General features: G+C 69.3%; 30 protein-coding genes and 1 tRNA gene. 16 read left to right on the top strand and 15 right to left on the bottom strand.

What is annotated here, in order from left to right; genetic code table 11:
- Window positions 1-11 precede the first annotated feature (11 nt).
- Both ACF08W_RS09365 and ACF08W_RS09370 read left to right on the top strand, forming a co-directional pair.
- A complete protein-coding gene (locus ACF08W_RS09365) occupies window positions 12-1,004 on the top strand; it encodes a hypothetical protein (protein ID WP_392278925.1) in 993 nt (330 codons plus the stop codon).
- Window positions 1,005-1,033: 29 nt separating this feature from the next.
- A complete protein-coding gene (locus tag ACF08W_RS09370; protein WP_392278926.1) occupies window positions 1,034-1,564 on the top strand; it encodes a hypothetical protein in 531 nt (176 codons plus the stop codon).
- 262 nt (window positions 1,565-1,826) lie between these two features.
- Here the strand turns inward: ACF08W_RS09370 and ACF08W_RS09375 are convergent, their stop codons facing one another.
- The 3 genes from ACF08W_RS09375 to ACF08W_RS09385 all read right to left on the bottom strand — a co-directional run bounded on the left by ACF08W_RS09375 (window position 1,827) and on the right by ACF08W_RS09385 (window position 3,937).
- Window positions 1,827-2,594, bottom strand: a complete 768-nt coding sequence (locus tag ACF08W_RS09375; protein ID WP_392278927.1) for an AbiV family abortive infection protein — start codon at window positions 2,592-2,594, stop codon at window positions 1,827-1,829.
- Window positions 2,595-3,117: 523 nt separating this feature from the next.
- Window positions 3,118-3,357, bottom strand: coding sequence for a hypothetical protein (locus tag ACF08W_RS09380; protein WP_392278928.1), 240 nt, complete (start codon window positions 3,355-3,357; stop codon window positions 3,118-3,120).
- A gap of 109 nt (window positions 3,358-3,466) precedes the next feature.
- Entirely contained in the window at window positions 3,467-3,937 is a 471-nt protein-coding gene (locus ACF08W_RS09385) for an NUDIX hydrolase (protein ID WP_392278929.1), read from the bottom strand.
- On the opposite strand from ACF08W_RS09385, the gene ACF08W_RS09390 reads away from it, so the two are divergent.
- From ACF08W_RS09390 to ACF08W_RS09420, 7 genes are all read left to right on the top strand, one after another.
- The gene (locus ACF08W_RS09390; protein WP_376457808.1) at window positions 3,938-4,735 is read left to right on the top strand and encodes a GntR family transcriptional regulator; all 798 of its coding nucleotides are present in this window, start codon (window positions 3,938-3,940) and stop codon (window positions 4,733-4,735) included. It begins immediately after the preceding gene.
- A gap of 138 nt (window positions 4,736-4,873) precedes the next feature.
- Window positions 4,874-5,218, top strand: a complete 345-nt coding sequence (locus tag ACF08W_RS09395) for a hypothetical protein (RefSeq protein ID WP_030688073.1) — start codon at window positions 4,874-4,876, stop codon at window positions 5,216-5,218.
- A gap of 3 nt (window positions 5,219-5,221) precedes the next feature.
- Window positions 5,222-6,577: an FtsK/SpoIIIE domain-containing protein gene (locus ACF08W_RS09400; protein ID WP_392278930.1), complete on the top strand. Its 1,356-nt coding sequence runs from the start codon at window positions 5,222-5,224 to the stop codon at window positions 6,575-6,577.
- Between the two features lie 81 nt (window positions 6,578-6,658).
- Window positions 6,659-7,351: a DUF2637 domain-containing protein gene (locus ACF08W_RS09405; protein WP_392278931.1), complete on the top strand. Its 693-nt coding sequence runs from the start codon at window positions 6,659-6,661 to the stop codon at window positions 7,349-7,351.
- Between the two features lie 14 nt (window positions 7,352-7,365).
- The gene (locus tag ACF08W_RS09410) at window positions 7,366-7,557 is read left to right on the top strand and encodes a mobile element transfer protein (protein ID WP_053647146.1); all 192 of its coding nucleotides are present in this window, start codon (window positions 7,366-7,368) and stop codon (window positions 7,555-7,557) included.
- Between the two features lie 19 nt (window positions 7,558-7,576).
- Entirely contained in the window at window positions 7,577-7,735 is a 159-nt protein-coding gene (locus tag ACF08W_RS09415) for a hypothetical protein (RefSeq protein ID WP_132911741.1), read from the top strand.
- 11 nt (window positions 7,736-7,746) lie between these two features.
- Window positions 7,747-8,091 carry a SpdD-like protein gene (locus tag ACF08W_RS09420; protein ID WP_392278932.1) on the top strand — a complete coding sequence of 115 codons (345 nt, stop codon included), beginning with the start codon at window positions 7,747-7,749 and terminating at the stop codon, window positions 8,089-8,091.
- Here ACF08W_RS09420 and ACF08W_RS09425 read toward each other — a convergent pair.
- Window positions 8,088-8,405 carry an Imm51 family immunity protein gene (locus tag ACF08W_RS09425; RefSeq protein ID WP_392278933.1) on the bottom strand — a complete coding sequence of 106 codons (318 nt, stop codon included), beginning with the start codon at window positions 8,403-8,405 and terminating at the stop codon, window positions 8,088-8,090. The genes ACF08W_RS09420 and ACF08W_RS09425 overlap by 4 nt on opposite strands.
- Window positions 8,406-8,596: 191 nt before the next feature.
- Here ACF08W_RS09425 and repSA point away from each other — a divergent pair, with 191 nt between their 5' ends.
- From repSA to ACF08W_RS09440, 3 genes are read left to right on the top strand one after another with little or no spacing between them, the layout of a single operon-like run.
- Window positions 8,597-9,994 (top strand): replication initiator protein RepSA, encoded by a 1,398-nt coding sequence (gene repSA / locus ACF08W_RS09430; RefSeq protein ID WP_392278934.1) that lies wholly within the window; start codon window positions 8,597-8,599, stop codon window positions 9,992-9,994.
- Entirely contained in the window at window positions 9,991-10,200 is a 210-nt protein-coding gene (locus tag ACF08W_RS09435) for an excisionase family DNA-binding protein (RefSeq protein WP_392278935.1), read from the top strand. The genes repSA and ACF08W_RS09435 overlap by 4 nt, the downstream gene beginning before the upstream one ends.
- A complete protein-coding gene (locus ACF08W_RS09440; protein WP_392278936.1) occupies window positions 10,200-11,336 on the top strand; it encodes a tyrosine-type recombinase/integrase in 1,137 nt (378 codons plus the stop codon). Before ACF08W_RS09435 ends, ACF08W_RS09440 begins: the two co-directional genes overlap by 1 nt.
- 100 nt (window positions 11,337-11,436) lie before the next feature.
- Here ACF08W_RS09440 and ACF08W_RS09445 read toward each other — a convergent pair.
- Window positions 11,437-11,511: transfer RNA gene (locus tag ACF08W_RS09445), tRNA-Val, on the bottom strand.
- A gap of 203 nt (window positions 11,512-11,714) precedes the next feature.
- On the opposite strand from ACF08W_RS09445, the gene ACF08W_RS09450 reads away from it, so the two are divergent.
- From ACF08W_RS09450 to ACF08W_RS09460, 3 genes are all read left to right on the top strand, one after another.
- Window positions 11,715-12,506: a DUF4097 family beta strand repeat-containing protein gene (locus ACF08W_RS09450; RefSeq protein ID WP_392278937.1), complete on the top strand. Its 792-nt coding sequence runs from the start codon at window positions 11,715-11,717 to the stop codon at window positions 12,504-12,506.
- 71 nt (window positions 12,507-12,577) lie between these two features.
- Window positions 12,578-13,948 (top strand): hypothetical protein, encoded by a 1,371-nt coding sequence (locus ACF08W_RS09455; protein ID WP_392278938.1) that lies wholly within the window; start codon window positions 12,578-12,580, stop codon window positions 13,946-13,948.
- A 383-nt stretch (window positions 13,949-14,331) separates the two neighbouring features.
- A complete protein-coding gene (locus ACF08W_RS09460; protein WP_352279449.1) occupies window positions 14,332-14,556 on the top strand; it encodes a zinc ribbon domain-containing protein in 225 nt (74 codons plus the stop codon).
- Window positions 14,557-14,648: 92 nt separating this feature from the next.
- Here the strand turns inward: ACF08W_RS09460 and ACF08W_RS09465 are convergent, their stop codons facing one another.
- The 4 genes from ACF08W_RS09465 to ACF08W_RS09480 form a co-directional block, all read right to left on the bottom strand.
- Window positions 14,649-15,308 (bottom strand): O-methyltransferase, encoded by a 660-nt coding sequence (locus tag ACF08W_RS09465; protein WP_352279451.1) that lies wholly within the window; start codon window positions 15,306-15,308, stop codon window positions 14,649-14,651.
- 161 nt (window positions 15,309-15,469) lie between these two features.
- Window positions 15,470-16,285: an HAD family hydrolase gene (locus tag ACF08W_RS09470; RefSeq protein WP_352279452.1), complete on the bottom strand. Its 816-nt coding sequence runs from the start codon at window positions 16,283-16,285 to the stop codon at window positions 15,470-15,472.
- A gap of 257 nt (window positions 16,286-16,542) precedes the next feature.
- On the bottom strand, window positions 16,543-19,038 hold the full coding sequence (locus ACF08W_RS09475; RefSeq protein ID WP_392279061.1) for a phosphoribosyltransferase: 2,496 nt from the start codon (window positions 19,036-19,038) through the stop codon (window positions 16,543-16,545).
- A 62-nt stretch (window positions 19,039-19,100) separates the two neighbouring features.
- Window positions 19,101-20,264, bottom strand: a complete 1,164-nt coding sequence (locus ACF08W_RS09480) for an HpcH/HpaI aldolase/citrate lyase family protein (protein WP_385204508.1) — start codon at window positions 20,262-20,264, stop codon at window positions 19,101-19,103.
- Between the two features lie 220 nt (window positions 20,265-20,484).
- On the opposite strand from ACF08W_RS09480, the gene ACF08W_RS09485 reads away from it, so the two are divergent.
- Entirely contained in the window at window positions 20,485-21,333 is an 849-nt protein-coding gene (locus tag ACF08W_RS09485) for a TerD family protein (protein WP_392278939.1), read from the top strand.
- A gap of 106 nt (window positions 21,334-21,439) precedes the next feature.
- Here ACF08W_RS09485 and ACF08W_RS09490 read toward each other — a convergent pair whose 3' ends face one another.
- The 6 genes from ACF08W_RS09490 to ACF08W_RS09515 all read right to left on the bottom strand — a co-directional run bounded on the left by ACF08W_RS09490 (window position 21,440) and on the right by ACF08W_RS09515 (window position 26,127).
- Complete coding sequence (locus ACF08W_RS09490) at window positions 21,440-22,171, bottom strand: Tellurium resistance (protein WP_385204503.1); 732 nt, start codon at window positions 22,169-22,171, stop codon at window positions 21,440-21,442.
- 172 nt (window positions 22,172-22,343) lie between these two features.
- Window positions 22,344-23,489, bottom strand: coding sequence for a DUF475 domain-containing protein (locus ACF08W_RS09495; protein ID WP_352279457.1), 1,146 nt, complete (start codon window positions 23,487-23,489; stop codon window positions 22,344-22,346).
- A gap of 50 nt (window positions 23,490-23,539) precedes the next feature.
- Window positions 23,540-24,115 (bottom strand): TerD family protein, encoded by a 576-nt coding sequence (locus ACF08W_RS09500; RefSeq protein WP_352279458.1) that lies wholly within the window; start codon window positions 24,113-24,115, stop codon window positions 23,540-23,542.
- Between the two features lie 196 nt (window positions 24,116-24,311).
- A complete protein-coding gene (locus ACF08W_RS09505) occupies window positions 24,312-24,887 on the bottom strand; it encodes a TerD family protein (protein WP_392279062.1) in 576 nt (191 codons plus the stop codon).
- A 144-nt stretch (window positions 24,888-25,031) separates the two neighbouring features.
- Entirely contained in the window at window positions 25,032-25,490 is a 459-nt protein-coding gene (locus tag ACF08W_RS09510) for a peroxiredoxin (protein WP_352279459.1), read from the bottom strand.
- 199 nt (window positions 25,491-25,689) lie between these two features.
- Entirely contained in the window at window positions 25,690-26,127 is a 438-nt protein-coding gene (locus ACF08W_RS09515; RefSeq protein WP_352279460.1) for a DUF3052 domain-containing protein, read from the bottom strand.
- Between the last annotated feature and the right edge of the window lie 403 nt (window positions 26,128-26,530).

Raw genomic sequence — 26,530 nt, forward strand, 5'->3', positions numbered from 1 at the left:
GCATCTGACAGGTGCACATGACCAACGCATGCCGGGGGGCTGAGTTGAGCGGACAGCGGAAGAAGACGGTCGCCTTCTATGAGGTCGTTCGAGCGAAGGATGCTGGCAGCCTTCGGTTCGACCACATCGACTGGTCCTTTGTTCTAGACAATCTCAGTGCACTGTCGGTTCACGACCGCCATATGAGCCATGAAGACGATGTCTACGTAGGCGAGCCGATTGACTCGTCACACGGAAGGCACTTAGTGCTGGCTCGCCTGCGCGACGGAGACTTGCAGCAAATTGACTACGAGGCTCAAAAGATTGACGCTCTCAGGTTGGACGGCAACCGAAGCGTCGTCGACACGACAATCGTCTGTTTCCTTCCGTACGGCAACGTCATCGGCGTAATTCAAGGAAGCGCTTCAGCCCCAAGGCCGACAGCCTTGCAGCGGTGGCTCAATGCGATGCACTCTGGAATCGAAGAAGATCTCGCGATCATTCCTCTCATCGGAAAGAATGCCTGGGACAAACTCAAGGCAGCCGAATCGGTCAATCTCTTCGAAATGAGATTGCGCCCTGCCTCAACATCCATGTTCCCCACCACGGTCGAAGGGCTCGGGGATTTCGCGCGTCACGCGCATAAGCAGAACCCCGATGCCCTGATTACGTTGACGATTAAGATCCCGAAGGGGCGTGGGCTCTCCCGAAGCGCCGCTAGGGCAAGAGGAGAGCGACGTCTACATTCGAGCGTTCAGGAGTTCCTTTCAGACTTCGGCAGTCTCGTCGGTCCTCATGGCGTGATCGATCGCGCAATCGCCGACGTGATGTTGTCGGCATCCGACGGCAGCATCGTCGAAGACAAGATCAATTTCGTGAATGACCACATCACGGCCTCCAAGCAAGTGACGCTGCCTCGCGGAAGCGGAGCCGGACCTTGGTTTGAGGCGGCTGTGCAGGCTGTGATGCAAGCGGCTGTCGAGCATGACCACGACCTTAGAGCCGCTGTCAGTGCCATGCCCTAGGCTCCGACTGAGCCTGAAGGGGGTGCGCCGTGGGCGCGGTACGAAGAGTACGAGGCTACGTCTACAACCAGTGGAGCCACCACCCGATCGTCGATTTTGTGTTGGCTGGCCTATCTGTCGGAGGATTAGCCGTAGCGCAAGGCCAACATATTTTTGCCAGCCATGACGCCGAGCAACGCATGAGCATCTACGCGACAGTGGCATCGGTCGCAGCGATTGTGGGCGGCTTCGGCACCGCGGCCATTAGCCAATACGCAACTAGCTCCGGCCAGAGAATGACGATTCTCCGGCAGACCTACGGAATTCACCTTCGCCGCAACTGGGTGGGGCTTCTGACCTCGATGCTTTTTGTGTCTTTCGGATGCCTGGCGGTTATGATGTCCGACACCAAAGCCGAGATAGGCCTCGGGGGGTGGATTGCAGAGTACCTGATCATTTTCGGTGCTGTGAGATCTTTTCGTCTGGTGTGGCTTTTTCGGCTCCTAATCGACGTATCGGATCACGACGCGGGAAATCCTGCTACAGATTCCACTGTGCGAGTCAATCGGGTCAACCGCTAGCTTTGCCTGGCTTCGCGCTCGCGGCTTCCCGGATGCACCGACTGGTGTCCTATGGGTGAGGCGTCAGGCGAGTTAGTGGTGGTCACCCATCCGGCGATGCCTCATTTCCGTATCAGTCCTTAGGCGGCTGGTGAGGTACCTCACTGACCTGCGGCAGCGTCCCTGATCAACCGTCAGTGCCTGCCCGTGTTCGTGGGTTTGCTTTCAGTCATGGATGCCCCCACGGTCGCGCAGAATCGTGGGGGCGGCGACCCTTCCAGGCCTACAGGGTGGACTCGGCAACAGTCCCATCGCCATCAAGCTCGACTCCCTGCAACAGGAACTCTGCGAGCGACTTGCGAAGAGCTGGCTCATCGATGCTCTTCGCCCACGCGAGCTGTTCGGGGGGCGGCGGAGCTCCGTCTCGGTCTCGCCGCAGGCCGGCCCGGCCGTCTGCAATGAGCTGGTCGGGCGTTCCGCTGCCGAGGCCTTCCATCCTCTGCCTCAGAAGCGGCACAGATGCTGCAAACACGACTGGGTCCTTCAAGACGTAGCGCTTCATCCCCTGGTGAAGCTGCCGGACGTTCTGAACCATCCAGCGGGCATCCTCCTCGCCGACAACGGTCGGCAAGAGCAGTTCATCATCCAGGTAGTCGACGTAGAGCCCCCTGAACTTAGTGTCGTTGGAGCCGCTGGCCAGACTCTTGACGTGGCTGAAGAGCCGCGCCGCCGCCGGCGGGGGCGCGTCCGAGATCGCTGCAATGAGGAAGAAATGAGCCAGTTCAAGCTTCTTGACGTGGTTCGTGAAGTTCTTCTCGAACTCACGAAGCGCCTTGGGGCGCTCTCCATCAGGCGCCATGAGTGCCCCGAGGCATAGGTGGGCCTTACCCAACTCTTCAAACCCCAACGTCGCCAGCACGAAGCTATCGGGCCATTCACCCGCATCCAGGAGGGTCTGTGCCGCCCTTAGGTGTCGTTCCGCATGGTCGGCTGCGCGATACATGATCTCTATGAGCCGCAGGTCGTCTGGGGCTGCCTTCTTCTTGGCCACACGCCGCACTCTGCCAGCTTGTGCTCCTACAGGTGAGGCAATTCCCAAGCAATAAGCGTGGGCAACAGACGGGCTCTCCACGTGGACTACATCAGGGCTCGCCCCGGCTCCCATCCCGTCTGCCGTCGACCCACACACCGTGGAGCAGGCGCGGGTCCTGGCGTCCAGGTGGAGCGCGCCACTGTACGAACGACCTGGACGCCAGGACCCGTGTTTGCTCGGCTCTGCCTGGGTCGATGGCAGACGGGATGGGAGCTCCCCACCGCTACCCCTCACCGGCCGGCACCCGCGTACGGGCCCCCTCCATCCCGGAGCCTGAGCGCCCCCGCCGGAGGCCTTGTCTTGAGCCGCACCTGCGTACCGCCTCGGCCGCGTCGTGGGTTCGTCTTCATCAACCCAAGCTGTCAGGCGTGCGGACGGCGCCCGGGCTGGAGCGGGGCGTCAGACAGGAGCGCAGGCCCGGGCGACGGGCCGCGCGCGCCGCGCCGTGCGCGGCGGGTGCCTTGATGAAGTAGAGAAAGTCTTACCGCGCTTCTGGGCTTCGCTCGGCCTTGAACTCGCTCAGTAGGTCGAAGAACAGGTCGATGCCTGCCCTGCCGCTCGCTTCCGCAGCCTTCGTGATCTCGACCGCCCACCCCAATGATCTGGCGTAGTTGTGGCCAAGTCGCGGCCACAACCATTCGGCGAACGGACCCTGGTGCTCGAAGTCCGTCATGGGCTGGGGGCCGTGAATCTCGGATGCGACTCGGTAGCCGTACAGCATTGCCTGGAGCTCCAGGAGTGAGCCGTCGCGTACGAACATCCCGGGTCGCAAGCGGACCTGGTCCAGGAAGTCGTAGACGTCGCGCCACTCGCTGACAGGCTTCCGGTGCTCATGCGGACGTGCCCAGGAGGTGGCGGCCGTCGTGGCTTCGGACGTGGGGGCCGTTTCCGTCCAGGGCGTCCAGGAGGCGGATCGCGTAGACCTCGGCCATGCGCTCCTCGACCTCAGCCGGCGTGAGCCAGTCGACCGCGGTGGACTCGTCTGAGGTTCGCTCGGTGCCGCCAGAAGGCTTGCAGCGGAAGACCAGGGCCACGATGCCGCGCGTCGTGTTCTTGTAGACGCCCGTCAGCTCGTCCACCTCGACGTGGATGCCCGTCTCCTCCAGGACCTCCCGGGTTACGCCGGCTTCCGGTGCCTCGGTGAGTTCGAGGACTCCGCCCGGGAGCTCCCACGTGCCGTTGTCCGCTCGGCGGATGGCCAGGAGGCGGCCATCTTCGCGCACTACCGCTCCGGCCACGGACACCGAGTGGAGTGGCGTTGACTTTGTTCCCGCGCTCCCGTTACTCATGTACAGGAGCATATGAGAGTGGGTAGGACTGTGGGAACTCCAGCAGGAGCTGGCAGGGCCGTACCTCGGTACGTGCAGATCGCGGACGAGATCGTCCAGCAGATCCGGTCCGGCGTCCTCAAGGCCGGCGACATGGTTCCGAGTGAGTCGGAGCTCGTCGAGCGGTACGGGGTTGCTGGGGGGACTATTCGGAAAGCCATGGTCGAGGTTCGAGCCAGTGGGCTCGTCGAGACCCGGCACGGCAAGGGCTCGATCGTGAAGGACCGGCCTCCCGTACGGCTTCGGTCTTCGGATCGGTTCCGTGCTTCTCATCGACGGGGCGGTAAGGCTGCTTATCTCGCCGAGTCCGAGCAGTCTGGCGCCACCGCGAAGGTAAGCGTCCTCTACATCGGGCCCATGGAGGCGCCCGCGGACATCGCTGAGCGGCTTGGTGTCGAGGTAGGGACGCAGGTGCTCGCGCGCCGTCGGCTGTACTTCCGGAACGGGACCCCCGTCGAGACCGCCTCGTCGTACCTGCCGTGGGACGTGGTGAAGGACATCCCCGAACTGTTCGCCGAGAACCCCGGGCCGGGTGGCATCTACGCCCGGCTCGAAGACCACGGTCACACCTTCGCCGAGTACGTGGAGACCCTCCAGGCTCGGCCGGCCGCGAAGGCGGAGGCGTCCGAGTTGGCTCTGAGTCCTGGCGCCCCCGTGATTCAGCTAGTGCGGGATGCGGTGACCACGAAGGGCCGCGTCGTGGAGGTCTGCGACACCCTCATGGCCGCTGACCAGTTCGTCTTCCAGTACCGGATCCCCGCAACCGACTGACGCTCGCTCAACTCTCCTCAACCCGCTGCGGTTTCTTACCGTGGCGGGTTGACTCATATATAGGAGCGGTGCACTCTTCTTCATGTCACTCCTATACAGGAGTGAAGGAGCCCAACCTCTATAGAGGAGTGATCCACTGTGCGTCAGATCCCCGTCGACACCTCCGCCGCGATGGTGATGGTGGCCCAGCCCCCGGCCCCGAAGATCGCCAACCGCCAGACCGGCGAGATCGCCACCGACCGGGACACCGGTGCCCCGCTCATGACCGTCGACGTCATGTTCGTCATGGACGGCAACGCCGAGATCCTCAACCTGACGGTGCCCAAGACCGGCATCTCCGAGGAGCTGTCCATGGGCACCCCGGTCGCCCTGACCGGCGTCGTCGCCCGGCCGTGGGAGAACGAGTTCAACGGCCAGAAGCGCCACGGCATCAGCTTCCGTGCCGTCGCCGTCACCTCGCTCGCCGCCGCGAAGGTCGGCTGACCCATGGCCGCCTTAACGGTCACCCTCGCGCTGGTTGCCACTGTCGCGCTGCTGCTGCGGTGGCGGCGTCCGGCCTGGTACTGGATGAGCTTCGGCCTCGTCTTCGCCGTGGTGCGGATCCTCGCCCGGTACGCGTCTGTCATGGACGCGTGTGGGCTGACCGTCCCGCCCTCGCGCTGGCGCCTGGCGCTGGCCCGGATGGCCGGCCGGCCCATCCCCGACTCGCGGGCGCCCCGGATTCTGCGGCTGCGGCCGACGCGTACCGGGCTCGTACTGCGGATGAAGCTCCGGCCCGGTCAGGATGCGTTCGACTTCTCCGCCGCCTCGGACCGGCTCCGGCACTCGTTCGTCATGCAGAACGTCACCGCCCGGGAGGTCCGCTCGGGTGTCGTCGAGCTGAGGATGACCGGGTACGACGTCCTCAAGCGGGTCCAGATGCCCGCGGCTGCCCGCGGTGGGGTGATGCGCGTTCCGGTCGCCATGCGGGAGGACGGGGAGGTCTACTGCCGCGACTACCGCCAGACCCCGCACGCCCTGAACGTCGGTGCCACCCAGTCCGGGAAGTCCGTCTATCAGCGCAACCTCGTCGCCGCGCTCGCCACGCTGGATGTCGCCCTCGTCGGGATCGACTGCAAGCAGGGGGTCGAACTCGCCCCGCTCGCCCGACGGTTCACCGCGATAGCCGACAACCCTGATGCCGCTGCCGATCTTCTCGACACTCTCGTCGAGCACATGGAGGACGTCTACCAACTGATCCGCCGTGAGCAGAGATTGAGTGCAGACCTGCCGGATGCGGAGATCACCGCCGACATCTGGGACCTGCCCGATCGCCTGCGACCGACCCCGATCGTGCTCCTGGTCGATGAAGTCGCCGAACTCGCCCTCTTCGCCACGAAGGAGGAGGAAAAGCGGCGGGACCGGATCACCACCTCCCTCGTCCGGCTCGCCCAGCTCGGCCGCGCTGCCGGCATCTACCTGGAGATCTGCGGGCAGCGCTTCGGCTCCGAGCTCGGCAAGGGCATCACCATGCTCCGTGCCCAGCTCACCGGCCGGACCGCTCACCGCGTCAACGACGAAACCTCCGCCAACATGGCCTTCGGCGACATCGCCCCAGACGCCGTCCTCGCCACGGTCCAGATCCGCACCGACCGGCCCGGTACCGCCGTCGCCGGCGACTCCTCCGGTGGGTGGGTCCGCATCCGTACTCCCCACCTCACGCTCCGGCGGGCCGTGAACATCGCGAACTCCCACGCCCACCGCACGCCCGAGATCCCCGCACTGGACGCCTTCCGGCCCGTCCTGCCGCCCCTGGGCAAAGCCGCGGCGCCCTCGACCGTCACGGCTCCCGCGATCGCCTGAATCCCCTCGCTCCACGGCGGCGTGACCGCTTCACCCCAGGTCTCTACCCCGCCCATGCCCAAAACCGGAAGGAGGACCCCGATGCGTCCCATCCGCCGACCGGACGCCGTCCTCGTACAAGCCGTGATCGCCGGCGCCCTGTCCTTCGCTCACCTTCACGACCTGGCTGCGGCTGCCGGACAGTCCGGTTGGAAGGCCTGGGCCTACCCGGTCTCCGTGGATCTCCTGCTCGTCGCCGCCTGGCACCGGCTGCGGACCTCGCGAGCCGCCGGTGAGCCTGCCCGCTCGGCCTGGACATGGTTCATGGTCGCCCTGGTCGCCTCGCTCGGGGCCAACGTCGCCACCGCCGGGCTCCTCGACCTCGGCCACGTCCCCGCCTGGCTGCGCATCCTCGTCGCGGGCTGGCCTGCCCTCGCGTTCCTCGGCGGGACCCTTCTTGTCCACTCTCCTCGACATCCGGCTGTCGCCGTACCGACGGAACCCGGCACGGCCGCCGAGCAACCCTCGGCCGTGGAAGCGGTCATCGAGCGGGATGACGTCACCGAGTCGGAGCCCGAGAGCGCCGCCCCGGCCCTCCCCTCCCCGGAACCGGAGCCAGTCCCGGAGCCCGAACCCGCCCCCGTGGCCGTACCGCCGGCACTCGTCGCTCACGCCCGGAAAGTCGCCGACGACTACCGCGCCCGCACCGGCTACCCGATCGACGCCGACACCCTGCGCGCTCGCCTCGGCGTCCCGCCCCTGATGGCCAACGCCATCGCCGCCCAGCTCGCCTGAAGGGACACCGCCCCATGGCCGCTCGCGACCACTTCCACTCCGTGATGCGGATCGGTCCGGTGCAGATCGGCACTCACCGCGACCGCCACGGCCGCACCAAGTACGCCGCAGTGTGTACGGCCGACGGCTGCGGCTGGTCCGCCGAGTACTCCAGCTCCTCGGCCGCCCAGCTGGCCGCCCGTACCCACCGCTGCAAGCCCCGCTGACCCGAAGGAGATCTCCGTCATGGACGTCCCGCTCTGGCTCGCCCTGATCGTCGTCGGCGGCCTCGGCATCAAGCTCATCCGCCCGCCCTGGTGGCTCGTCGCCGTGATCCTCCTCGGCGGCTACCTCCTCGCCGACAGCGTCCTCGCCCCGCTCATCGACCACACGATCAACAAGTAGGGAGAATCGTCATGTTCCAGCCGCGCATCCCGGTCAACCCGCTTCCGACCGGCCTCGTCACCCCGCTCTTCCAGCCGACCGTCACCGCCGACATCGCGCCCCACCACACCGACCACGCGGCGGTCTGCACCCACCACCACGCCCCGGCCTCTGCTCCGGTCTCGGCGCCGTCCTCCGCCGTGCGCCTCACCCCGGCCGGTCTGGCTGTCGTTGTCGCCGGCGGCGCGGGTGCCGTCCTGGTCGTCGGCACGGTCCTGGTCTCCATGCTGCTCGCCGTCGCCGTCAGCGCCGTCTCGGTCGCCGTGTGCGCCGTCGTCCTGCGCTCGCTCCTCAACGGCCAGCGCCGACAGGGCTAGTCGTCGAACTCGAAGCCCGATGCCTCTGCACGGGCAATGATGTCGCGGACTGCCTCAGGGCTCGTGATGACGGATCCAAGGGCCACCTTGAGTCGTGTGAGGTCGCTCGGACTTCCGACCGCGCAGAACATGCCGGCCTCGCTGTCGAAGTCGAGGTCTTCGGCAATGTGGGGCCAGGCGAACTGCACGAGACCTTCCCAGAAGTACCCGTTCGGCTCGTGTCCGGCGGCAGCTACGGCGTCATCGGCAGCCAAGCCGCCGGCGTTCAAGGTCAGCGAGTGCTCGCCGTCGAAGTCATGCAGGTTGATCGTCACGGCGTGATCGTCTCACCGCCCCCTGACAAGGCCGCCCCATCTCTCGGAGCGCCCGTCCAGTCCCCCCTCGCCGGTCCGGTGGGCCATTCCAGTCACCGCACTAGCCGGCCTCCGGGCGGCTCAACCGCCAAGTCTCCGCCGCCCGGAAGCCCCGCTCCTACCCAGTTCGCAGAACCAGAAGGAAGCACTCCATGATGACCGTCCCAGCCGCCTCGTCGGCGGGATTCGACACCGCCACCCTGGGCGACATGCTCCGGGTGGCCGGGTCCCCCGGCTTCGACCGCTGGAAGGAGCAGATCCACCGCACCGGCGGCTGCTCCCACCCCATCCATCTCCAGGGCTGGACCCTCACCCGGGACAAGGCCACCGGCGAGACCCTCCACCGGTACTCCACCGACACCGAGCCGGGCGCCCGGCTCCGGATCGCCTGCGGCAACCGCCGGGCCTCCCGTTGCCCCGCCTGCGCGTGGACGTACGCGGGCGACACGTACCACCTCATCCGCGCCGGCCTCGCCGGAGACGGCCGCCGGGACATCCCCGCCGCCGTCCGCGAGCACCCCCGCGTCTTCCTCACTCTCACCGCCCCGTCCTTCGGACCGGTCCACAACCGCCCCGGCACCCGGCCCTGCCGCTGCGGCGTCCGCCACGCCGAGGACGACGCCGACCTCGGCACGCCGCTCGACCCCGAGTCGTACGACTACGCCGCCGCCGTCCTCTTCAACAACCACGCCGGGCAGCTCTGGCAGAGGTTCACGAATCGACTCCGTCGGGAGATCGCCGCCGCGGCCGGCCTCTCGCAGCGGGAGCTGAAGGCAGTTGCCCGGATCTCGTACGGGAAGGTCGCCGAGTTCCAGAAGCGGGGCGCCGTCCACTTCCACGCCGTCATCCGCATCGACGGCCCGGACGGTCCCGACTCCCCGCCGCCGTCGTGGGCGACCACCGAACGCCTCACCGACGCCATCCGCGCCGCCGCCACCCACGCGTACACGACCGTCACCGTCACCGCCGCCGGCGACCAGCCGTTACGCCGCCTTTGTTGGGGCACCCAGCTCGACATCCGGCCCGTCAAAGCCTTCGGTGACGGCTCCGACATCACCGAACAGGCCGTCGCCTCCTACATCGCCAAGTACGCCACCAAAGCTGCGGAGACCACCGGCAGCCTCGACCGTCGCGTCGGCAACCGTGAGGCCCTGGCCTTCCTCGGCGTCCCCGACCACACCCGCCGCCTCGTCGAAGCCTGCTTCGACCTCGATCCGCTCTACCCGGACCGCCGCCTTCTCGCCTGGGCCCACATGCTCGGCTTCCGCGGCCACTTCTCCACCAAGTCCCGGCAGTACTCGACCACCCTGGGCGAGCTCCGCCAGACCCGCGCCGACTACCGCGCCGCCCAGGAGCGCACCGCGCGCGGCCTCGACGACATCGAGCCGGACACCGTCCTCGTCCTCGCCTCTTGGTCCTACGTCGGACAGGGTCACTCCCCCGGTGAGGCCGCCCTCGCCGCCTCCATCGCCCGGGACATCCAGCTCAACCGTGACACCGCCCGCGAGGCACTACGTGACCAACTCGCCCTGGAAGGAGTAACCGCATGACCGACCGACTGCTGACCGTAGGCCAGGCCGCCGAACTCCTCGGCACCACTGAAAGGTTTCCGCGTCGGCTCATCGCCGAGCGCCGGATCGTCTTCGTCAAGGTGGGACGGCATGTCCGCATTCCTGAGCGGGCCTTGGAGGAATTCGTCGTCGCACACACCGTCCAGCCGATGACCACTCATCGCCGATTCGCGGCGGTGGCCTGATGGCGAACAGCAAAGGCAAGCGTCGCCGCTTCGGTGCAGTGCGGAAGCTGCCCTCAGGGCGTTTCCAGGCTCGGTATCAGGGGCCGGACGGGATGACGCGATCGGCCCCCGAGACGTTCGCCTCGCAGACTGATGCCGATCGGTGGCTCGTCCGCAAGGAAGCGGAGATCATCGACGGCAAGTGGAAGAACCCGGACGACAAGGTTCTGTTCGGGATCTACGCCGCCGCCTGGTTCAAGGAACGCGACTACGCGGCCACCACCCGCGAACGCAACGGCAGCGCGCTGCGCCTCCACATCCTGCCGACCTTCGCGGACGTGGTCCTGAGTGAGATCACCACACCCCAGATCCGTCGTTGGCGTGCCGGCCTCTTGGACGCGGGTGTCGGTGAGCCGACGGTCGCCAAGGCGTACCAGATCCTCCGAGCCATCATGAACACCGCGGTCGACGACGAGCTGATCCAGCGCAATCCCTGCCGTATCAAGGGAGCCGGCGCCGCCAAGACGGCCGAGCGGCCGTTCCTCGACGTCAGCGAAGTCTTCCAGCTCGCCGACGCCGTCCCGGCGCGCTTCCGGATGTTCATCCTGCTGGCAGCCTTCACCGGTCTCCGCTTCGGGGAGCTCGCCGCGCTCCAGCGCCATGACGTCGACCTCGACCGTCGAACCGTCGCCGTACGACGTTCTCTGGCCGAGACCCGTACTGACGGCATCATGGTCAAGACGCCCAAGAGTGCGGCCGGTGTGCGGACCGTCGCCTTCCCGGCCTCGCTGGCGGAGAGTCTGGCCACTCATCTCGCCGTCTACGCCGAGCCGGGTCGGACCGGGCTGGTCTTCACCGGAGCCCGCGGCGGGCAGCTGCGCCGGAACAACTTTCGCCGACTGTGGCTGCGGGCCCTGAAGACCACCGGCCTCCGCGACGTCCATTTCCACGATCTGCGCCACACCGGGAACACCCTCGCCGCGACCGGCGGCGCCACGACGCGTGAGCTGATGCAGCGGATGGGGCACTCGTCGGTGCGGGCCGCGCTGGTCTATCAGCACCTGGTGAACGGGCGTGACCACGCCATCGCCGCCCACGTCGACGAGCAGATCAGGAAGGTCCGGCCGGGCGAGTCCGGCGGCTCATCTGGCACGTAACTGGCACGGCGCCCCTCCCCCGGCTTCCCGGCCGGGGAACAAACAAGGCCCAAGTTCCCGGTTCAGTACCGGTGACCTGGGCCTTTTCCTATCTACCTACTGGTGGGCGCGGACGGTTTCGAACCGCCGACATCTGCTTTGTAAGAGCAGCGCTCTACCCCTGAGCTACGCACCCGTGGATGAGGCAACAGCGTACATGTCCCACGGCCCCCGGTCACAAACGGTATCCGGCCTCGTGGGAGGGGGTCGGGGGTACGGGGGATATCCCCACCCTTCGTACGGTGGTCCGCCCCGTTCTGGTGGGGCGGAGGGCGGTCGTACGGTGAGGTGCGCGCCGTGCGAGGCGGTCGTCGCTCGACCCCGGGGGGAAAGATCATCGTGGCAGTCCGTACCCGTATCCATGCCCGTACCCGTGCTCTCGTCGTGTCCGGGGGTGGCGCGGTCATGGTGCTCGCGCTGGCCGGTTGTGCCGGTACGGATGTGAGCGAGGCACCTGCCGAGCACAAGTCGTTCGCGTTGAGCGGGAAGACGCTGACCATCGATACCCGGTCGTCGTCGCTGGAGCTCGTACCGGCCGATGTGCGCGAGGTCGAGGTCACGCGGCGGGTCGACGGCTGGGCGGTGCTCGGGAGCGGGCCCGATCCGAAGTGGGAGATGCGGGACGACACCTTGTCGCTCCGGGTGAAGTGCGAGGCCCTGATCAGCGACTGTGCGGCGGAGTACCGGGTGAAGGTGCCGCGCGGGGTGGCGGTGGTCGTCGAGGGGGACAACGGAGAGATCGCCGCCTCCGGCTTCCGTACGCCGCTCACGCTCCGCGCCGACAACGGCAGGGTCTCCGTCCGGGACTCCACCGGGCCGCTCGACCTGTCCAGCGACAACGGTGAGATCGTCACCGATCGGGTGTCGGCCGGGTCCGTGGCGGCGCGGAGCAACAACGGCAGCATCCGGCTGCGCTTCACCAGCGCTCCGGACCGGGTGGAGGCCGTGAGCGACAACGGCTCGATCACCATCGACCTGCCGCCCGGTTCCACGAAGTACGCGGTGGACGCCGTCACCCGCAACGGGCACGCCTCGGTGGACGTACCGCAGGTCGCGGCGGGCGCGGGCAGCGGCCATGTGGTGAAGGTTCGCAGCGACAACGGCCAAGTCAGGGTCCGAAACGCGAACTAACCGGCACGTGTGTTCGTCTTTACCGGGTGGGAGAATGTACCGGGCAGGGGCGAGCAGCACGGGAGAGGGATGTGAGGGCGACAGACGCGCGGCCGCGGAGGAGAGCGGGCGGGGGCTCCGCAGTCGGCGATGTCCTCACGCTGGTGCTGTTGCCGGTGCCGCTGCTGGTCGCCGCGTTGCCCGCGGCCTTCGCCGGTGGCGGTACGAGGCGCTGGTTCGGCGGGCGCGGAGAGAGTCAGCGCGCCGAGGCGCAGGCCGCGAAGGACGCGGCCGCCGAGGCCTTCTACGAGCTGGACACCGCCCAGCGCGACCTGAGGATCTCGATCGAGACGATCACCGCGGTGGACGGTTCCCCCGCCGCGCGCCGGGCCGTGGACGGCTTCGCCGCCCTGGGCCGGCGGATCGACGAGGCCAGCAACACGTACATCACCGCAGTCGACGCCCACGATCTGGACCGGGACGACCTGGAGTCCTCGGTCGCCGCCCGCGCGCGGGCCGAGCTGACCGGGGCCAAGGACGAGCTGGTCCGGGTCAAGGCCGAGCTGGACCGGTTCGCGCAGGGGCTCGGGCCGCTGCTGGGCAGTGCGGAGACGCAGCTCGCCCGGCTCGCGCCCGCCGTGGAGCGGGCCCGGCAGGCGTTGCTCGGCGCCAGCAACGCGCTCGACGCGGCGCGCGCGTCGGGGCTCCGGGCGGACGACCTCGCCGCCCGGCTGGCGGCCCTCGCCCCCGAGCTGACCAGGCTCAACGAGGGCGCCGGACGGCACGGCGTCCCGGAGACCCTCCAGCGGGCCGACCGGGTGCTGCGCGATGCCGAGGCGGTACGGGCCGAGGCGGAGAAGCTGCCCGAGCGGGCCGCCGAGATCGACCACCGCCTGGTGTCGCTGCGTACCCGTGCCGAGGCGCTGACGACCCGGGCGGGCTCGGTGGATCCAGTGCTGAGCGAGTTGCGGAGGCGTTTCTCGGCCGCGTGCTGGCAGGACCTCCAGCGCGTTCCGGAGCAGGCGGCGGTCAATGTGCGGCAGGCCGAGGACAAGTTGAAGGAAGCCGCCGAGGCGCGGGACGAACAGCGGTGGGCGGACGCCACCTCCCGGCTGAGCACGGTCCGCGCCCTGCTGAACGCCACGGACGAGGCGGTGTCGGCGGCCGGTGACCGGCTGCGGCAGTTGGACGCGGTGGCCAAGGACCCGCAGCAGGAGATCGAGCGGACCCGGTTCGCGGTCCGGGACGCCCAGCGGCTGGCGATGGACGGCCGCAGTACGCCCGATCCGCGCCACGCCCGTCCGCTGGACGAAGCGGTGGCCCGGCTGGACCGCGCCGTCGCCACGCTCGACGGGCGGCATCCCGACTACTGGCACTTCCTGACCGAGACGGAAGCGGTGCGGCAGACGGCCGCGCGGGTGGTCTCCGGGATCCGCGAGGAGCGCGGGGCGGGCCGGGGCTGAGCCCGTCCTGCCATCGCCACCGCCGGGCCGCGTCGTCGCACGGAATCGCGGAGCGGGGCCACCGACCACCGGACAGGGCCATGGAGCGGCCGCCCTGCGGCGTCGTGGAGCGGTTGGCTCACGGTGTCGCGGAGTGGTCGCCCTGTGGCGTTGTGGCGTCGCCGAGTGGTGGCCCTGCGGCTTCGCGGAGTGGTTGCCCTGCGGCCTTGCCGGGCGGGATCTCCGTTCCCGCATGGTCCGGACGCCTCCGCCGGCCTCCGCTCCGCCGCCGGGCGGACCGGCATCTGCGGACCGACACCGGCACCGGTCGCCCGCCGTACCAGCCTCTGAACCGCCGATGCCGGCCCTCCGTCACGGCGCCCGGCCACCGCTAACCTGAGGGCATGCCTCGATACGAATTCCGCTGCCGCTCCTGCGGGGACACATTCGAACTGAGCCGTCCGATGGCCCAGTCCTCCGACCCGGCCTCCTGCCCCGCCGGGCACACCGACACCGTGAAGCTGCTCTCCACCGTCGCCGTCGGCGGCTCGTCGTCGGGCAGGTCGGCGCCCGCCGCCCCGTCGGGCGGGGGCGGCGGGGGCTGCTGCGGTGGCGGCTGCTGCGGCTGACCGGCCACCACAGCCACCCCAGCCACCGAAGCAACCAGAGCGACCCCAGCCGCCCCAGCATCCCGGAACCACCGACAGGGCCCGGGCTCGCGCTACCGCTTGCGGGAGAGGGTCAGGCCGTCGGACACGGTGAGCATCACGCTGTCCATCCGCGGGTCGGCGGCCACGTGGTCGTTGAATTCCTTGATCGCCGCCGCCCCGCCGGTCGCCTCCGGGTCGGTGACCCGGCCGTGGAAGAGCACGTTGTCCGAGACGATCAGGCCGCCCGGCCGCATCCGGGGAACCAACTCCTCCCAGTACGGGATGTAGTTGCCCTTGTCCGCGTCCAGGTAGGCGAGGTCGATGTGCGGCTCGGCCGGCATCGCCCGCAGGGTGTCGAGCGCGGGGGCGATGCGGAGGTCGATCCGGTCCGCGACGCCCGCCTTCTCCCACGCCTCCCGGCCGTACGCGGTCCACTCCTCCGAGACGTCGCAGGCGATCAGCCGACCGTCGGCGGGCAGCGCCCGCGCCATCGACAGCGCGGAGAAGCCGGTGAACGTCCCGACCTCCACGACGTGCCGGGCGCCGGTCAGCCGGACGAGGAAGCCGAGCAGCGGCCCCTGCTCCTCGGCCGACTGCATCCCGGCGTGCTCGGGGAACCGGGCGTACGTGGTCTCCACCAACGCGCGCTGGACCTCGTCGAGGGGCGGGTTGTGCGCGAGCATGTACGCGTACAGCTCGTCCGTGATCTTCGTTTCGTTGCCCTTGGTCATGACGGTGCTCCTGGTGCGTCGAGCGGCCGGGCGTGGTCACGTCCGGCATCGGGACGATCTTTCCATCGTGGAGTGCCCGTACGACGGGACCAGGCCGCTCGCCCCACCGCGGGGTGTCCGTACGACGGAGTCAGGACGTCCTTTCCACCGGTCGGTGGGTCTCAGTCCGGTCTTCCCGCGCGGGCCGCCCGGAGGAAGGAGCGGAGGATCTCCTCGCCCGCCGCGACGCCCCGTGCCGCCGTCACCTCGGTGTGCGGGGCGCTCCAGTCCGCCTCGGCCAGTTCGCCGTGGTCCGGGCGCCAGGCGCGGTCGGCGGCGAGCAGCAGGTCGGCGTCGAGGAGGCTGTCGCCGGCGGCGAGGGTGAGTGCGGCGCCGGTGCGCCGGGCGATCTCCTTCATGGCCGCGCTCTTGGTGAGCGGACCGGGTACGGCGTAGATCTTGCGGCCCTGGAGGGAGACCGTCCAGCCCCGCGTGGACGCCCAGGCGCCCAGCTCATCGGCCCAGCCCTCGGGCAGCAGCGCGCGCTCCACGACGAGGTAGGCGAAGAGGTCCTCGGCGACCCGTTCCTTGAGCAGCCAGGCCGGATCCGCCGAGGCCAGCAGATGGGCGCGGACCTCCGCGAGGGGGGCGCACTCCTCGGCGATCCTCCGGGTCACCCGCCGCTGCCAGTCGGCGTCGGACTCGCCGTCGACGAGGATGTGCCCCCCGTTGGCGCAGATCGCGAAGCGCGGGGCGGGGCCGGGCAGTCGGACACGCCGGTACTGCTCGCGGGTCCGGGTGGTCGTGGGGACGAAGACGGTGGTGCGGGACAGTTCGTCGAGGAGGGTCGCGGCCGTCTCCGTCAGGTAGGAGAGCGGCTTGTGGTCGTACGTCTCCACACAGAGCAGCCGGGGGGTCTCGGCGTCCGGCCCGGTGAGCCGGAGGGCCGCGGCGGAGTAGATCAGGGTGCGGTCGAGATCGCTGGCGACGAGGGTCACGGGAGCGTCGGTACCGCCCGACGCCCCGGCACCGGCCCATGCCTCAGGACCGGTAAGCGCCTCCGAGCTGGTAAACCCCTCAGGACCGGTGAGCGCCTCGGAGCTGGCAAGCGCCTCAGGACCGGCAAGCACCTCAGGACCGGTACGCACCTCGGCGCCGGCCGATGCCTCGGAACCGGTAGGCGTCCCGGCACCGGTAGGCACCCCGGAACCGGCCGCCGCGAAGGGACCGGCGGCGGGAGTCTCGGACGAGCCGGTCACTTCGCGTCCACCGCCCGGCCGTCCGCGCCCGTCGCGCCCCGGGTGTACTTCGGGTGGATCAGGCCGACGCAGCTGTACGGGAGGCCGTCGGTCTCCTCCACCGGAACGCCCCGCTGCTCGGCCAGCAGGCGGATGTGGTCGAGGTCGGCGCCCGCGCCGCGCCGGGTGAGGATCTTCCAGGGGACCCGGCGCAGCAGCACCCGGGTGGTCTCGCCGACGCCCGGCTTGACCAGGTTCACGTCGTGGATGCCGTACTCCTCGCTGATCCGCTCCACCGCGGCCCAGCCCTCCCAGGTGGGGGCCCGGTCGGCCGCGAGCAGGTCCTTGGCCTCGGCGTCCACCGCGTCGGCGACCTCGTCGAAATGCGCGGCGACCGTGTCGAGGAAGAGGGCGGACACGTCGCCGTCCGCCAGCTCCCGGTAGAACTTCGCACCGTGGAAGTCCTCGGGGCCGACCAGGTCGGCACGGAGCACGGTCCGCGAGATCAGCCCGGAGACGGTGGAGTTGAGGCAGGCGGACGGGATGAGGAAGTCCTCGCGGGTGCCGTAGGTGCGGACGCAGCCGCCGGGGTCGGCCAGTACCGCGATCTCCGGGTCGAATCCTTCGAACTCGGCGAGTGCCGCGGAGAGTTCGCGGGTGATCGCGCCCTTGCCGGTCCAGCCGTCCACGAAGACGACGTCGGCCGGGTCGTGGTGGGCGGCCAGCCAGCGCAGGGCGTTGGCGTCGATGCCCCGGCCCCGCACGATGGAGACGGCGTAGTGGGGCAGCTCGACGCCGTGCCGGTGCAGGGCCCAGCGGCGCATCAGCACACCGACGGGGGTACCGGCCCGGGCCAGCGAGGCCAGGACCGGGCGGGGGCCGCGCTCGGCGAGGACCGTCTCGGTGACGGTGCCGACGGCACGCGCGATCCGGGCGGCCGACAGCTTCAGCGCCGACCGGAACAGCTCCTGGTACTCGGCGGAGGGCTGGTACTCGACGGGCAGCGATTCGGCGTAGTGCGCGCCGCCGCTCTGTATCGCCTCCTCGCGCTCCTCGGTGGGCGCCTCCAGCTCGGTCTCCGAGAGGTCCTGGAGCAGCCAGCCGACCTCGTCCGGCGCGTAGGAGGAGAAGTCGGGGCCGCGGAGGGGCTCGGGCAGCATGGAGGTTTCCTGCCGTTCGGGGGCGTGCGTGCGGGGGCCCGGGACGTACGAGGGGACGACCGCGAGCAGTACGTGTCCGGTGTGCGCGGCGAGCTGTTCCAACAGGCCGCCGGGCGCGTGGAGTTCGGGGGTGTCGGCGACGGAGTCGACAGCGAGCAGCACGGCGTCGAATCCGGCGCCCGCGACGTTGTACGCGTACCGGTCGCCGGGTCCGTCGTCCGGGTCGTCGTGGGCCGGGAAGACCAGTCGGGTCCGTATCGCGTAGCCCGGGTCGTCCACGGCGAGGACGGGGGAACGCGTGGTGGTGGAGTACCGCACCTCGGCGTCGGTGAGCCGCTCCAGGGCCGTGCCCAGGCGCAGCGGGGCGTACATCAGCTCCTCGAAGCCGAGGACCAGGATGCGCCGGGCGTCGCCGAGCTGTTCGGCGACGCGGGCGGCCATGGCGGGGAGGGCCGCTTCCAGGGCTGCCCGGTGGGCGGGGGTGAAGCCGTGCCGGCCGCCGTCGGGCACCCCGGCGGGCCACTGGAGGTCCACCCGGGTGCAGGGGCGGGGGGCGGGGACGCGGGGCTGTTCCAGGGGTGCGGGCTCGTGCGCGGCGACCAGGGCCCGGCCCTTCTCCAGGACGCCTTCCGGGAGGGTGACGGTGCCGGAGCCGTACGCCACCAGGTCGACCCGGGCGCCGATCTCCTCGGCGAACCGGGCCAGTCTGTCCCGGTCGGCCGGGGAGCGCATGTCCATCAGGGCGACGATGACGTAGTGGTCGCGCGGGTACCGCTGGTGCAGGTCGCGGACGGTGTTGAGGACGGTGTTGCCGGTGGAGAACTCGTCGTCGACCAGGACCAGGGGTGCGCCGGGGGCGCCCCGTTCTCCGTCCGCCCCGCCGCGGTCGCCCGCCAGCAGCTCCGGGTCCTCCGGGAGCAGCAGGTGCGAGGTGGCGTGCGAGTGGGACTCCTCGAAGCCGCCCGCCCGTGCCACGCCCGCCACGGGGCGGCGGGTCGAGTGGAGGTACGGCGCCTCGCCCAGCCCGTCGGCGACCGCGTGGCCCAGGGCGGTGGCGGTCTCCGCGTAGCCGAGCACGACGGCCCGGCCCGCGGCGGCCGGGCCGAGGAGTTCGCGCACCCGCCGGCCCAGCTCGAATCCGGTGCCGTAGACCACGGAGGGCTTCTGCGGTACGTGCTTGCCGAGCACGTTCGACACCAGCAGGTGGGCGCGCCGGGGGTTGCGGCGCAGGGCGAGGCCGAGCAGTTCGCGCAGTTCGCCGTCGCCCTCGGGCCTGCCGTCGCCGACGAGCTCCACGCCCAGCCGCTCCGTCACCCAGCTGCCCGACCACACCACGTCCGCCGCTCCCTTCACCGCTCCGTCCTCGTTGCCCTTCTCCGCCTGCCGCTCCTCCTCCTCCGGCGACCGCTCCGCGTTCACTCCGGGACGCTCGCGGACAGCAGGTCGACGAAGCCGACGTCCGGCCCGGCGACCCCGAAGGCCTCCGCGCGCAGGAGGGTCCGCTCGGCCCAGGCGCGGTGCGGCTTCACCTCGTTCATCTTGTTCGTGTACGCGGAGCGCAGGACACCGCCGCCGCCGCGTTCGGGGCGCAGGATGTCCTCCGCGTCGCTGAACTCCTCGTGGCTGACCACGGACAGGGCGTGCACGGGGGCCACGTGGGAGGGGTGGATGCAGGTCTTGCCGAGCAGGCCGTTGGCCCGGTCGAGCTCGACCTCGCGCAGCAGGCCGTCCAGGTCGTGTTCGATCAGCGTGGCGCGCAGGTCCTCGGCCCGGCCCTCCAGGAACGGGCTCTGGCGGAGCTGGGGCTTGAACATCCGTTCCTGGAGCCGGAAGTACTCCCACACCGGGCCGGTGATGGTGAATCCGGTGCCGTCCGCCCGGCCCAGCACATTGACCACGTCGGCGATGACGGCTCCGACGATCCGCACGTCGTACGCGGTCATGTCGGGCGTCCTGCGCAGCCCGTACGCCGAGCAGAAGTCGGTGACGCCGAGCCGGAGCGCGAGCACCCGGTCCCGGTAGGCGTCGACGGTGCGGGCGATGCCGTGGAGCGCGGCCTCCCGGGTCTCCAGGTGGAGCAGCTCGGGAGATTCGAGCACGGGCATGGCGAACAGGCGCCGGCCGCTGGCCTTCTCGGCCTCGGCGAGCGCCTCCATGAAGGGGACGCCACGCTCCTCGGTGAACTTCGGAAGTACAAAACCGGACAACATCCGGGCGGTGACGCCGAGCCGGCGCACCAGGTCGCCGATCTGGCCGGGCTCGCGGACCCGGATGAAGAGCAGCGGCACCTCGGCGCCGCGGACGTCGAGGTCGGCGAACTGCCTGACCAGATTCTCCTCGGCGCCGGTGACCTCGGAGTCGTCTATGGAATCCTCCAGGCAGAGCACCATCGAGACGACGCCGCGGCCGGCCTGCTTGACGATGTCGTCAGCGAGCTTCGGCCGGGTGGCGGGGCTGTACAGGGTCGCCCCCAGGGCGGCCGAGAGGAGCCGGGCCGGTGCGTCCGGACCGAATGCGCACGGCTCCCGGAAGAACAGCCGCTCCCGCACAGCGGGTGCGATATGCCCGAAATGACGCATGTAACTCCCCCGAACCGACCGATCGACCAACGAATGCGTGGCCGGTAATAGTACGTATGGGCGAGTGTCAAGAGTTCCCCCCATGCATGAACTGCGGGTAACTCGACCATTTCCCGATGGGTCGAAGCGTGCCGGAACGGGCAGTTCCGAGAGATCGTCGGGAGACTCGGTACGACCCCCGCGTTGTCCGCGCGGGCAGCCAGCAGGCAGGATGACGGGCATGACGCACGCGATGGTGAAAGGCTCGAACGTCCCTCTGGACACCCTGGCCGTACGGGCCGTGCTGCGCTGGTCCCCGGGCACCGGAGTGCCGGACGTGGACGTCTCGGCCCTGCTGATCGGCCCCGGCGGCCGCGTGCGCTCGGACGAGGACTTCGTCTTCTACAACCAGCCCCGCCATCCCTCCGGCCTGGTGCGGCACCTGCCGAAGCGGAGCGTCCCCGAGGGGCTGACGGACACCGTCGAGGCGGATCTGGGCGGGCTGGACCGCTCGGTCGAGCAGGTGGTCGTCGCCGCCTCCTCGGACGGCGCCACCTTCGCCCAGGTGCACGACCTCCGCATCCTGCTGTACGACGCGACGGTGCCCGGCGGGGAGCCGCTGGCGGTCTTCGACGTACAGCCGGAGACCGGCGAGGAGACGGCCATCATCTGCGGCGAGCTCTACCGGCGCGGCGATGGCTGGAAATTCCGCGCGGTGGCGCAGGGCTACCCGACCGGGCTGGTCGGTCTGGCGACCGATTTCGGCATCTCGGTCGACGAGGCGGCACCCGAGCCCGACCCGGTGCCGGCGCAGACCTCTCCCGCGCCGGTTCCGGCACCCGCCGCACCGCCCGCGCCCGACTTCCCGCCGGCCGCGCCGACGGGGCCCGACGCGCAGGCCACGATCCAGCACCGGCAGCCCGCGTACGGCTACCCCCAGCCCGCCCCCGCCCAGCCCGCGTACGGCTACCCGCAGCCGGTCGCCGCTCCGCCCGCCTACGGCTACCCGCAGCCCGCGGCGGCCGCGGCCCCCGCCCCGGACCCGAACTTCACCCTGCCGCCGATGGGCCCGCAGTTCGTACGGTCCTGAGAAGGCGTCCCGGGGAGGCGCCCCGGGAGGCGCCCCGAAGACCGCCGCCCCGAGGACGGTCGTGCGACCCCCGGGGCGGTCGTACGGCCCCGGGGCCGAGCGCGCGTCAGGTCTTCGACTTGTAGCCCCGGCCCCACTGCATGCCGTAGCCGTACATCCGGTCCAGCTCCGACTGGAACCCGTAGACGAACTTCACCTCGCGCCGCACGATCAGGTCGTCCTTGACGTTCTCCATCGTGAACACGGCGCAGGAGCGGGCCTCCGGGGCGTGCTCGTCGAGCTCGATCTCGATGCTGGGCCCGTTGCCCGGGTAGAGCGTCACCTTGGCGTGCGTCCGGTCGAAGGCGGGCGTCTGGTCGTAGATGTAGACGAAGAAGAGCAGCCGTTTGAACTGCTCCCGCTGGTCGATATTGACGTAGAGCGTCTCGCCCGAGGGCGCGCCGAAGCGGTCGTCCCCGCTGAGCCGGATGTACGGCGGGCTGTTCAGGTCGCCCAGGAGGTTGCCGAGCGGCTGGACGACGCCCCGGGTCCCGTCCTTCAGCTCGTACATGGCCCCGAGGTCCAGGTCGACGTTGACCATGCCCTGGGTGTGCGCCTGCACCGCTTCGGGCTTGAAGAACTCCATCGGGCGCAGCAGCCGGCCGCTCTGCCGCGACCGGCCCCTTATGTCCGAGGTGCGCATCTGCCAGGACAGGTTGACCCGCAGATTGCCGCTCAGCGCGCCCTGTTTGCCGAGCGAGACCGTGTGCTGCCGCTTGGTGAGCACGATGGAGCTCGTCAGCGCGTTGCTCGACTCGAACTGCGCCCGGCGCGGCCACAGGTTGTCCCAGAACGCCATCCCCAACCCCTATGTGTAGAAACTCTCCCGTTCCCGGGCCCGGGAACGCCCCGGATCCGGCCCGGGACGCCCTCAGCACTGCGGGGCGGCCGCGGGGCCGGGGCCGGATGTCTCCGGAGAACCCTGCCTCACGGACCGCCCCGCAGAAGAGCGTTCCTCAATCCCTACCGGGTCACACCCCGGACGGGACTTCCGCCTTGGAACCGGCGTCGTCCCCGCCCCCCTCGGCCTCCAGCCGCTTGTTGCGCCGGACCGAGGACCAGAAGGACAGACCGATCAGGATGACACCGACGGAGCCGGTGATGAGCTCGTTGATCTGGTACTGGATGGTGACGAGCAGGATCGCGGCCAGCGCGCCGATGGCGTAGTGGGCGCCGTGCTCCAGGTAGACGTAGTCGTCGAGGGTGCCCTGGCGGACCAGGTAGACCGTGAGCGACCGGACGTACATGGCGCCGATGCCGAGGCCGAGCGCCATGAGCACGATCTCGTTGGTGATGGCGAAGGCGCCGATGACACCGTCGAACGAGAAGGAGGCGTCGAGCACCTCCAGGTAGAGGAACATGAAGAACGCGGCCTTGCCGGCCAGCGCGACCGCGGAAACCTTCTTGCCGCTCCGTGCGGCCTCCTCCTCGGCCTCGTGCTCGCGCTCTTCCTCCTCCTCCAGGCGGTTCTCGAAGAAGCCGGAGAGGCCGCCGACGATGAGGTACGTGATCAGACCGGCGACTCCGGCGAGCAGGACCGTCTCCGTCTTGTCCGCGTGGCCGCCGCCGTGCTGGTGCGCGTTGCCCGCGACGGTCAGGGCCGCGACGAGCAGCACGATCAGCGCGATGCAGACCGACAGCATGTCGACCTTGCCGAGCTTGGCGAGCGGACGCTCGATCCAGCGCAGCCACTGGATGTCACGGTCCTCGAAAATGAAGTCGAGGAAGATCATCAGAAGGAACATGCCACCGAACGCGGCGATCGCCGGGTGGGCGTCGGTGACGAGTTCCTGATAGCGCTCGGGCTGGTTGAAGGAAAGATCGACCGCCTCGATCGGACCGATCTTGGCGGTGATGGCCACGATCACGACAGGGAAGACCAGTCGCATACCGAAGACCGCGATGAGCACACCGATCGTGAGGAAGATCTTCTGCCAGAAGGCATTCATCTTCTTCAGGATTCCGGCGTTGACCACCGCGTTGTCGAAGGACAGCGAGATCTCCAGAACGGAGAGGATCGCTACCACCCCGAAGGCCTGCCACCCCCCGTAGAACACAGCTGCGACCAGGCCGAGCGCGGTAACCGCGAACGACCAGCCAAAGGTTTTCAGAAGCACTGGCTACCCCATCGTGTAAGTAACGGGTCTCCCCCGCGCCGTACGCGGCTTTACGAAACGTTGACCCCGAAGTCTAGAGCGATACCGCGAAGGCCGGACGCGTACCCCTGACCTACCGCACGGAACTTCCACTCGCCGTTGTACCGATAGAGCTCGCCGAAGATCATCGCCGTTTCCGTCGAGGCGTCCTCGGTGAGGTCGTACCGCGCGAGTTCCTGACCGTCCGCCTGGTTGACCACACGGATGAAGGCATTGCTGACCTGACCGAAGGTCTGCCCCCGACTGTCGGCCTCATGGATGGAGACCGGGAAAATGATCTTGTCGCAGTGCGCCGGGACCTGGTCGAGATGGACGATCACCGACTCGTCGTCGCCGTCGCCCTCCCCGGTGAGGTTGTCACCGGTGTGCTCGACGGAGCCGTCGGGGCTCGTGAGGTTGTTGTAGAACACGAACCACTCGTCGCCGAGGACCCGGCCCGAACGGCACAGCAGCGCGCTGGCGTCGAGGTCGAAGTCCGCGCCGGTGGTGGATCGCGCGTCCCAGCCGAGCCCGACCAGCACCTGGGTGAGGTTGGGTGCGGCCTTGGAGAGGGAGACGTTGCCTCCCTTGGCGAGTGTGACGCCCATGGTGTGTCCTCCCCGGATCGATGAACCGTCTGCCGGGCCCGCCGGAGCCGCACAGAGCCCCCGGGCCGCCTGTCGAGCACGTCCGGCGCCGCACGGAAGTGCGGCGCCGGACGGGTGGTGCGTACGGGGGCGACGCGGGCCGCTGCCCGGTCGTACCCATGGTCCTCCCGGCCGGTGGGGGCCGGAGGAATTCTGATCAGACGTTGACGCCGAAGTCCTGCGCGATGCCGCGCAGCCCCGAGGCGTACCCCTGACCGATGGCCCGGAACTTCCACTCCGTCCCGTGGCGGTACAGCTCGCCGAAGACCATGGCGGTCTCCGTGGAGGCGTCCTCGCTCAGGTCGTAACGGGCCAGCTCGCTGTTGTCGGCCTCGTTGACCACGCGGATGTACGCGTTGCGCACCTGGCCGAAGCTCTGCTGCCGGGACTCCGCCTCGTAGATCGAGACCGGGAAGACGATCTTGTCGACATCGGCCGGGACCGTGGCGAGGTTCACCTTGATGACCTCGTCGTCGCCCTCGCCCTCACCGGTGAGGTTGTCGCCGGTGTGCTCGACGGAGCCGTCGGGGCTCTTCAGGTTGTTGAAGAAGACGAAGTTCCCGTCGTTGCTGACCTTGCCCTGGTCGTTCGTCAGCAGGGCGCTGGCGTCCAGGTCGAAGTCACCACCGGTGGTGGTGCGGGCGTCCCAGCCGAGACCGACGACGACCGCCGTCAGGTTGGGCGCGGCCTTGGTCAGCGAGACGTTGCCGCCCTTGCTGAGGCTGACTCCCACGAGTCCTCCCATTGGTTTCCTTGGGGGCCGGCGGACCGCCGGCGCCTCCACTTGCGTTGGCATCCGATCAACGACTGGATCCTAGTGACCGGTTCCCGCCCGAGCAGCCTTTTCGCCGGGCCGGTCGGGGACCGTCCGGCTGGATCAGAGCGCTTCGAGGGCCTTGATGTAGTCGTTGAGGTCGCGCGCGTCCGGAAGACCGTTGACGACGGTCCAGCGCACCACGCCCTCCTTGTCGATGACGAAGGTGCCGCGCACCGCGCAGCCCTTCTCCTCGTCGAAGACGCCGTAGGCCCGCGAGGTCTCGCCGTGCGGCCAGAAGTCCGAGACCAGCGGGTACTCCAGTCCCTCCTGCTCGGCGAAGACGCGCAGGGTGTGGATGGAGTCGTTGGAGACGGCGAGCAGCTGGGTGTCGTCGTTCTCGAACTTCGGCAGCTCGTCGCGGAGCGCGCAGAGCTCACCCGTGCAGACGCCCGTGAAGGCGAACGGGTAGAAGAGCAGCACGACGTTCTTCTCGCCGCGGAAGTCGGACAGCCGCACGGTCCGGCCGTGGTTGTCCTTCAGCTCGAAATCCGGGGCCTTGGTGCCGACCTCGATCGCCATGGAAAGCGTCCCTTCGCTACGTTCACCGGGCTGGACCGTCCGGGTGGTCCCCACCCTACGCAGCCCCCGTGCCGGCCCGTACGGCGCCCGCGCGGGTCTCTTGGGATTCCTCCCGGCGCCCCGGGATGCCCGAAGGCCCCCGAACGGCTCATGTGCCGTTCGGGGGCCTTCGGGACGAACAAGGTGCCGGGGGTGCGCCTCAGCGCTTGGCCCGGGCCGACTTCGGCGTCGCCAGACGGCTGCCCGTCCAGTCCTTGCCCGCGTTGATGCTCTTGGTCTGGGCGAGACCGGCCGTCTGGGCGGCCTCGTTGATGTCGCTCGGCTCGACGTAACCGTCACGGCCGGTCTTCGGCGTCATCAGCCAGACCGTGCCGCCGTCCTCGATCAGACCAATGGCATCCACCAGCGCGTCCGTAAGGTCGCCGTCCTCGTCACGGAACCAGAGCAGGACGACGTCGGCGACGTCGTCGTAGTCCTCGTCGACGAGTTCCTGGCCGATTGTGGCCTCGATGGCTTCGCGGAGTTCCTGCTCGACGTCGTCGTCGTAGCCGATCTCCTGGACCACCTGTCCGGGCTCGAACCCCAGGCGTGCTGCCAGGCTCGTCTGCTCCTCCGCGTGGTCCGCGGTCGCGCTCACGGGTTGCCTCCTGATCATGTTTCGGAAAATGCTTCAGCCACGCGCGTGCGCGGGGCGTTGGCCGTAGTCCACACGGGAGTGGCGGATCGCGCAAGTACCCGGCGTCCGAGACCGCCTAAACGGTGACGTTCCCTGCCACGTCTCCGCACTGTCGGCAGATCCCCTCCGGGGGCCGGCGCTGCTTGTCCACACCCTTTACGACCTTCCACAGCTTATGCCGTATCGGTCCGCCATTCGGAGTCGAACATCCTTTGGGAACGCTTGGACGCCTTGGGCGTATGGTTGCGCTTTGGGCCGTACCATCCCCTCGCACCGGGCACGACGTCCCGCAACACGGCGGTTACCTCTCGGTAGAGATGACGTTTGCGCCCTCGCGGTACACGATGGTCACGGCGTACCAGCA

It is taken from the genome of Streptomyces sp. NPDC015144 (genome assembly GCF_043079735.1).
In the GTDB taxonomy this organism is placed as follows: Bacteria; Actinomycetota; Actinomycetes; order Streptomycetales; family Streptomycetaceae; genus Streptomyces.

Excerpts from the sequence above, each read along its gene's own strand:
- ACF08W_RS09480 (WP_385204508.1), bottom strand. The coding sequence starts at position 20,264 with ATGCGTCATTTCGGGCATATCGCACCCGCTGTGCGGGAGCGGCTGTTC.
- ACF08W_RS09460 (WP_352279449.1), top strand. The coding sequence starts at position 14,332 with ATGCCTCGATACGAATTCCGCTGCCGCTCCTGCGGGGACACATTCGAA.
- ACF08W_RS09435 (WP_392278935.1), top strand. The coding sequence starts at position 9,991 with ATGACCGACCGACTGCTGACCGTAGGCCAGGCCGCCGAACTCCTCGGC.
- ACF08W_RS09400 (WP_392278930.1), top strand. The coding sequence starts at position 5,222 with ATGGCCGCCTTAACGGTCACCCTCGCGCTGGTTGCCACTGTCGCGCTG.
- ACF08W_RS09405 (WP_392278931.1), top strand. The coding sequence starts at position 6,659 with ATGCGTCCCATCCGCCGACCGGACGCCGTCCTCGTACAAGCCGTGATC.
- ACF08W_RS09500 (WP_352279458.1), bottom strand. The coding sequence starts at position 24,115 with ATGGGCGTCACACTCGCCAAGGGAGGCAACGTCTCCCTCTCCAAGGCC.
- ACF08W_RS09440 (WP_392278936.1), top strand. The coding sequence starts at position 10,200 with ATGGCGAACAGCAAAGGCAAGCGTCGCCGCTTCGGTGCAGTGCGGAAG.
- ACF08W_RS09465 (WP_352279451.1), bottom strand. The coding sequence starts at position 15,308 with ATGACCAAGGGCAACGAAACGAAGATCACGGACGAGCTGTACGCGTAC.
- ACF08W_RS09390 (WP_376457808.1), top strand. The coding sequence starts at position 3,938 with ATGAGAGTGGGTAGGACTGTGGGAACTCCAGCAGGAGCTGGCAGGGCC.
- ACF08W_RS09380 (WP_392278928.1), bottom strand. The coding sequence starts at position 3,357 with ATGCTGTACGGCTACCGAGTCGCATCCGAGATTCACGGCCCCCAGCCC.
- ACF08W_RS09420 (WP_392278932.1), top strand. The coding sequence starts at position 7,747 with ATGTTCCAGCCGCGCATCCCGGTCAACCCGCTTCCGACCGGCCTCGTC.
- repSA (WP_392278934.1), top strand. The coding sequence starts at position 8,597 with ATGATGACCGTCCCAGCCGCCTCGTCGGCGGGATTCGACACCGCCACC.
- ACF08W_RS09385 (WP_392278929.1), bottom strand. The coding sequence starts at position 3,937 with ATGCTCCTGTACATGAGTAACGGGAGCGCGGGAACAAAGTCAACGCCA.
- ACF08W_RS09410 (WP_053647146.1), top strand. The coding sequence starts at position 7,366 with ATGGCCGCTCGCGACCACTTCCACTCCGTGATGCGGATCGGTCCGGTG.
- ACF08W_RS09490 (WP_385204503.1), bottom strand. The coding sequence starts at position 22,171 with ATGGCGTTCTGGGACAACCTGTGGCCGCGCCGGGCGCAGTTCGAGTCG.
- ACF08W_RS09485 (WP_392278939.1), top strand. The coding sequence starts at position 20,485 with ATGACGCACGCGATGGTGAAAGGCTCGAACGTCCCTCTGGACACCCTG.
- ACF08W_RS09415 (WP_132911741.1), top strand. The coding sequence starts at position 7,577 with ATGGACGTCCCGCTCTGGCTCGCCCTGATCGTCGTCGGCGGCCTCGGC.
- ACF08W_RS09510 (WP_352279459.1), bottom strand. The coding sequence starts at position 25,490 with ATGGCGATCGAGGTCGGCACCAAGGCCCCGGATTTCGAGCTGAAGGAC.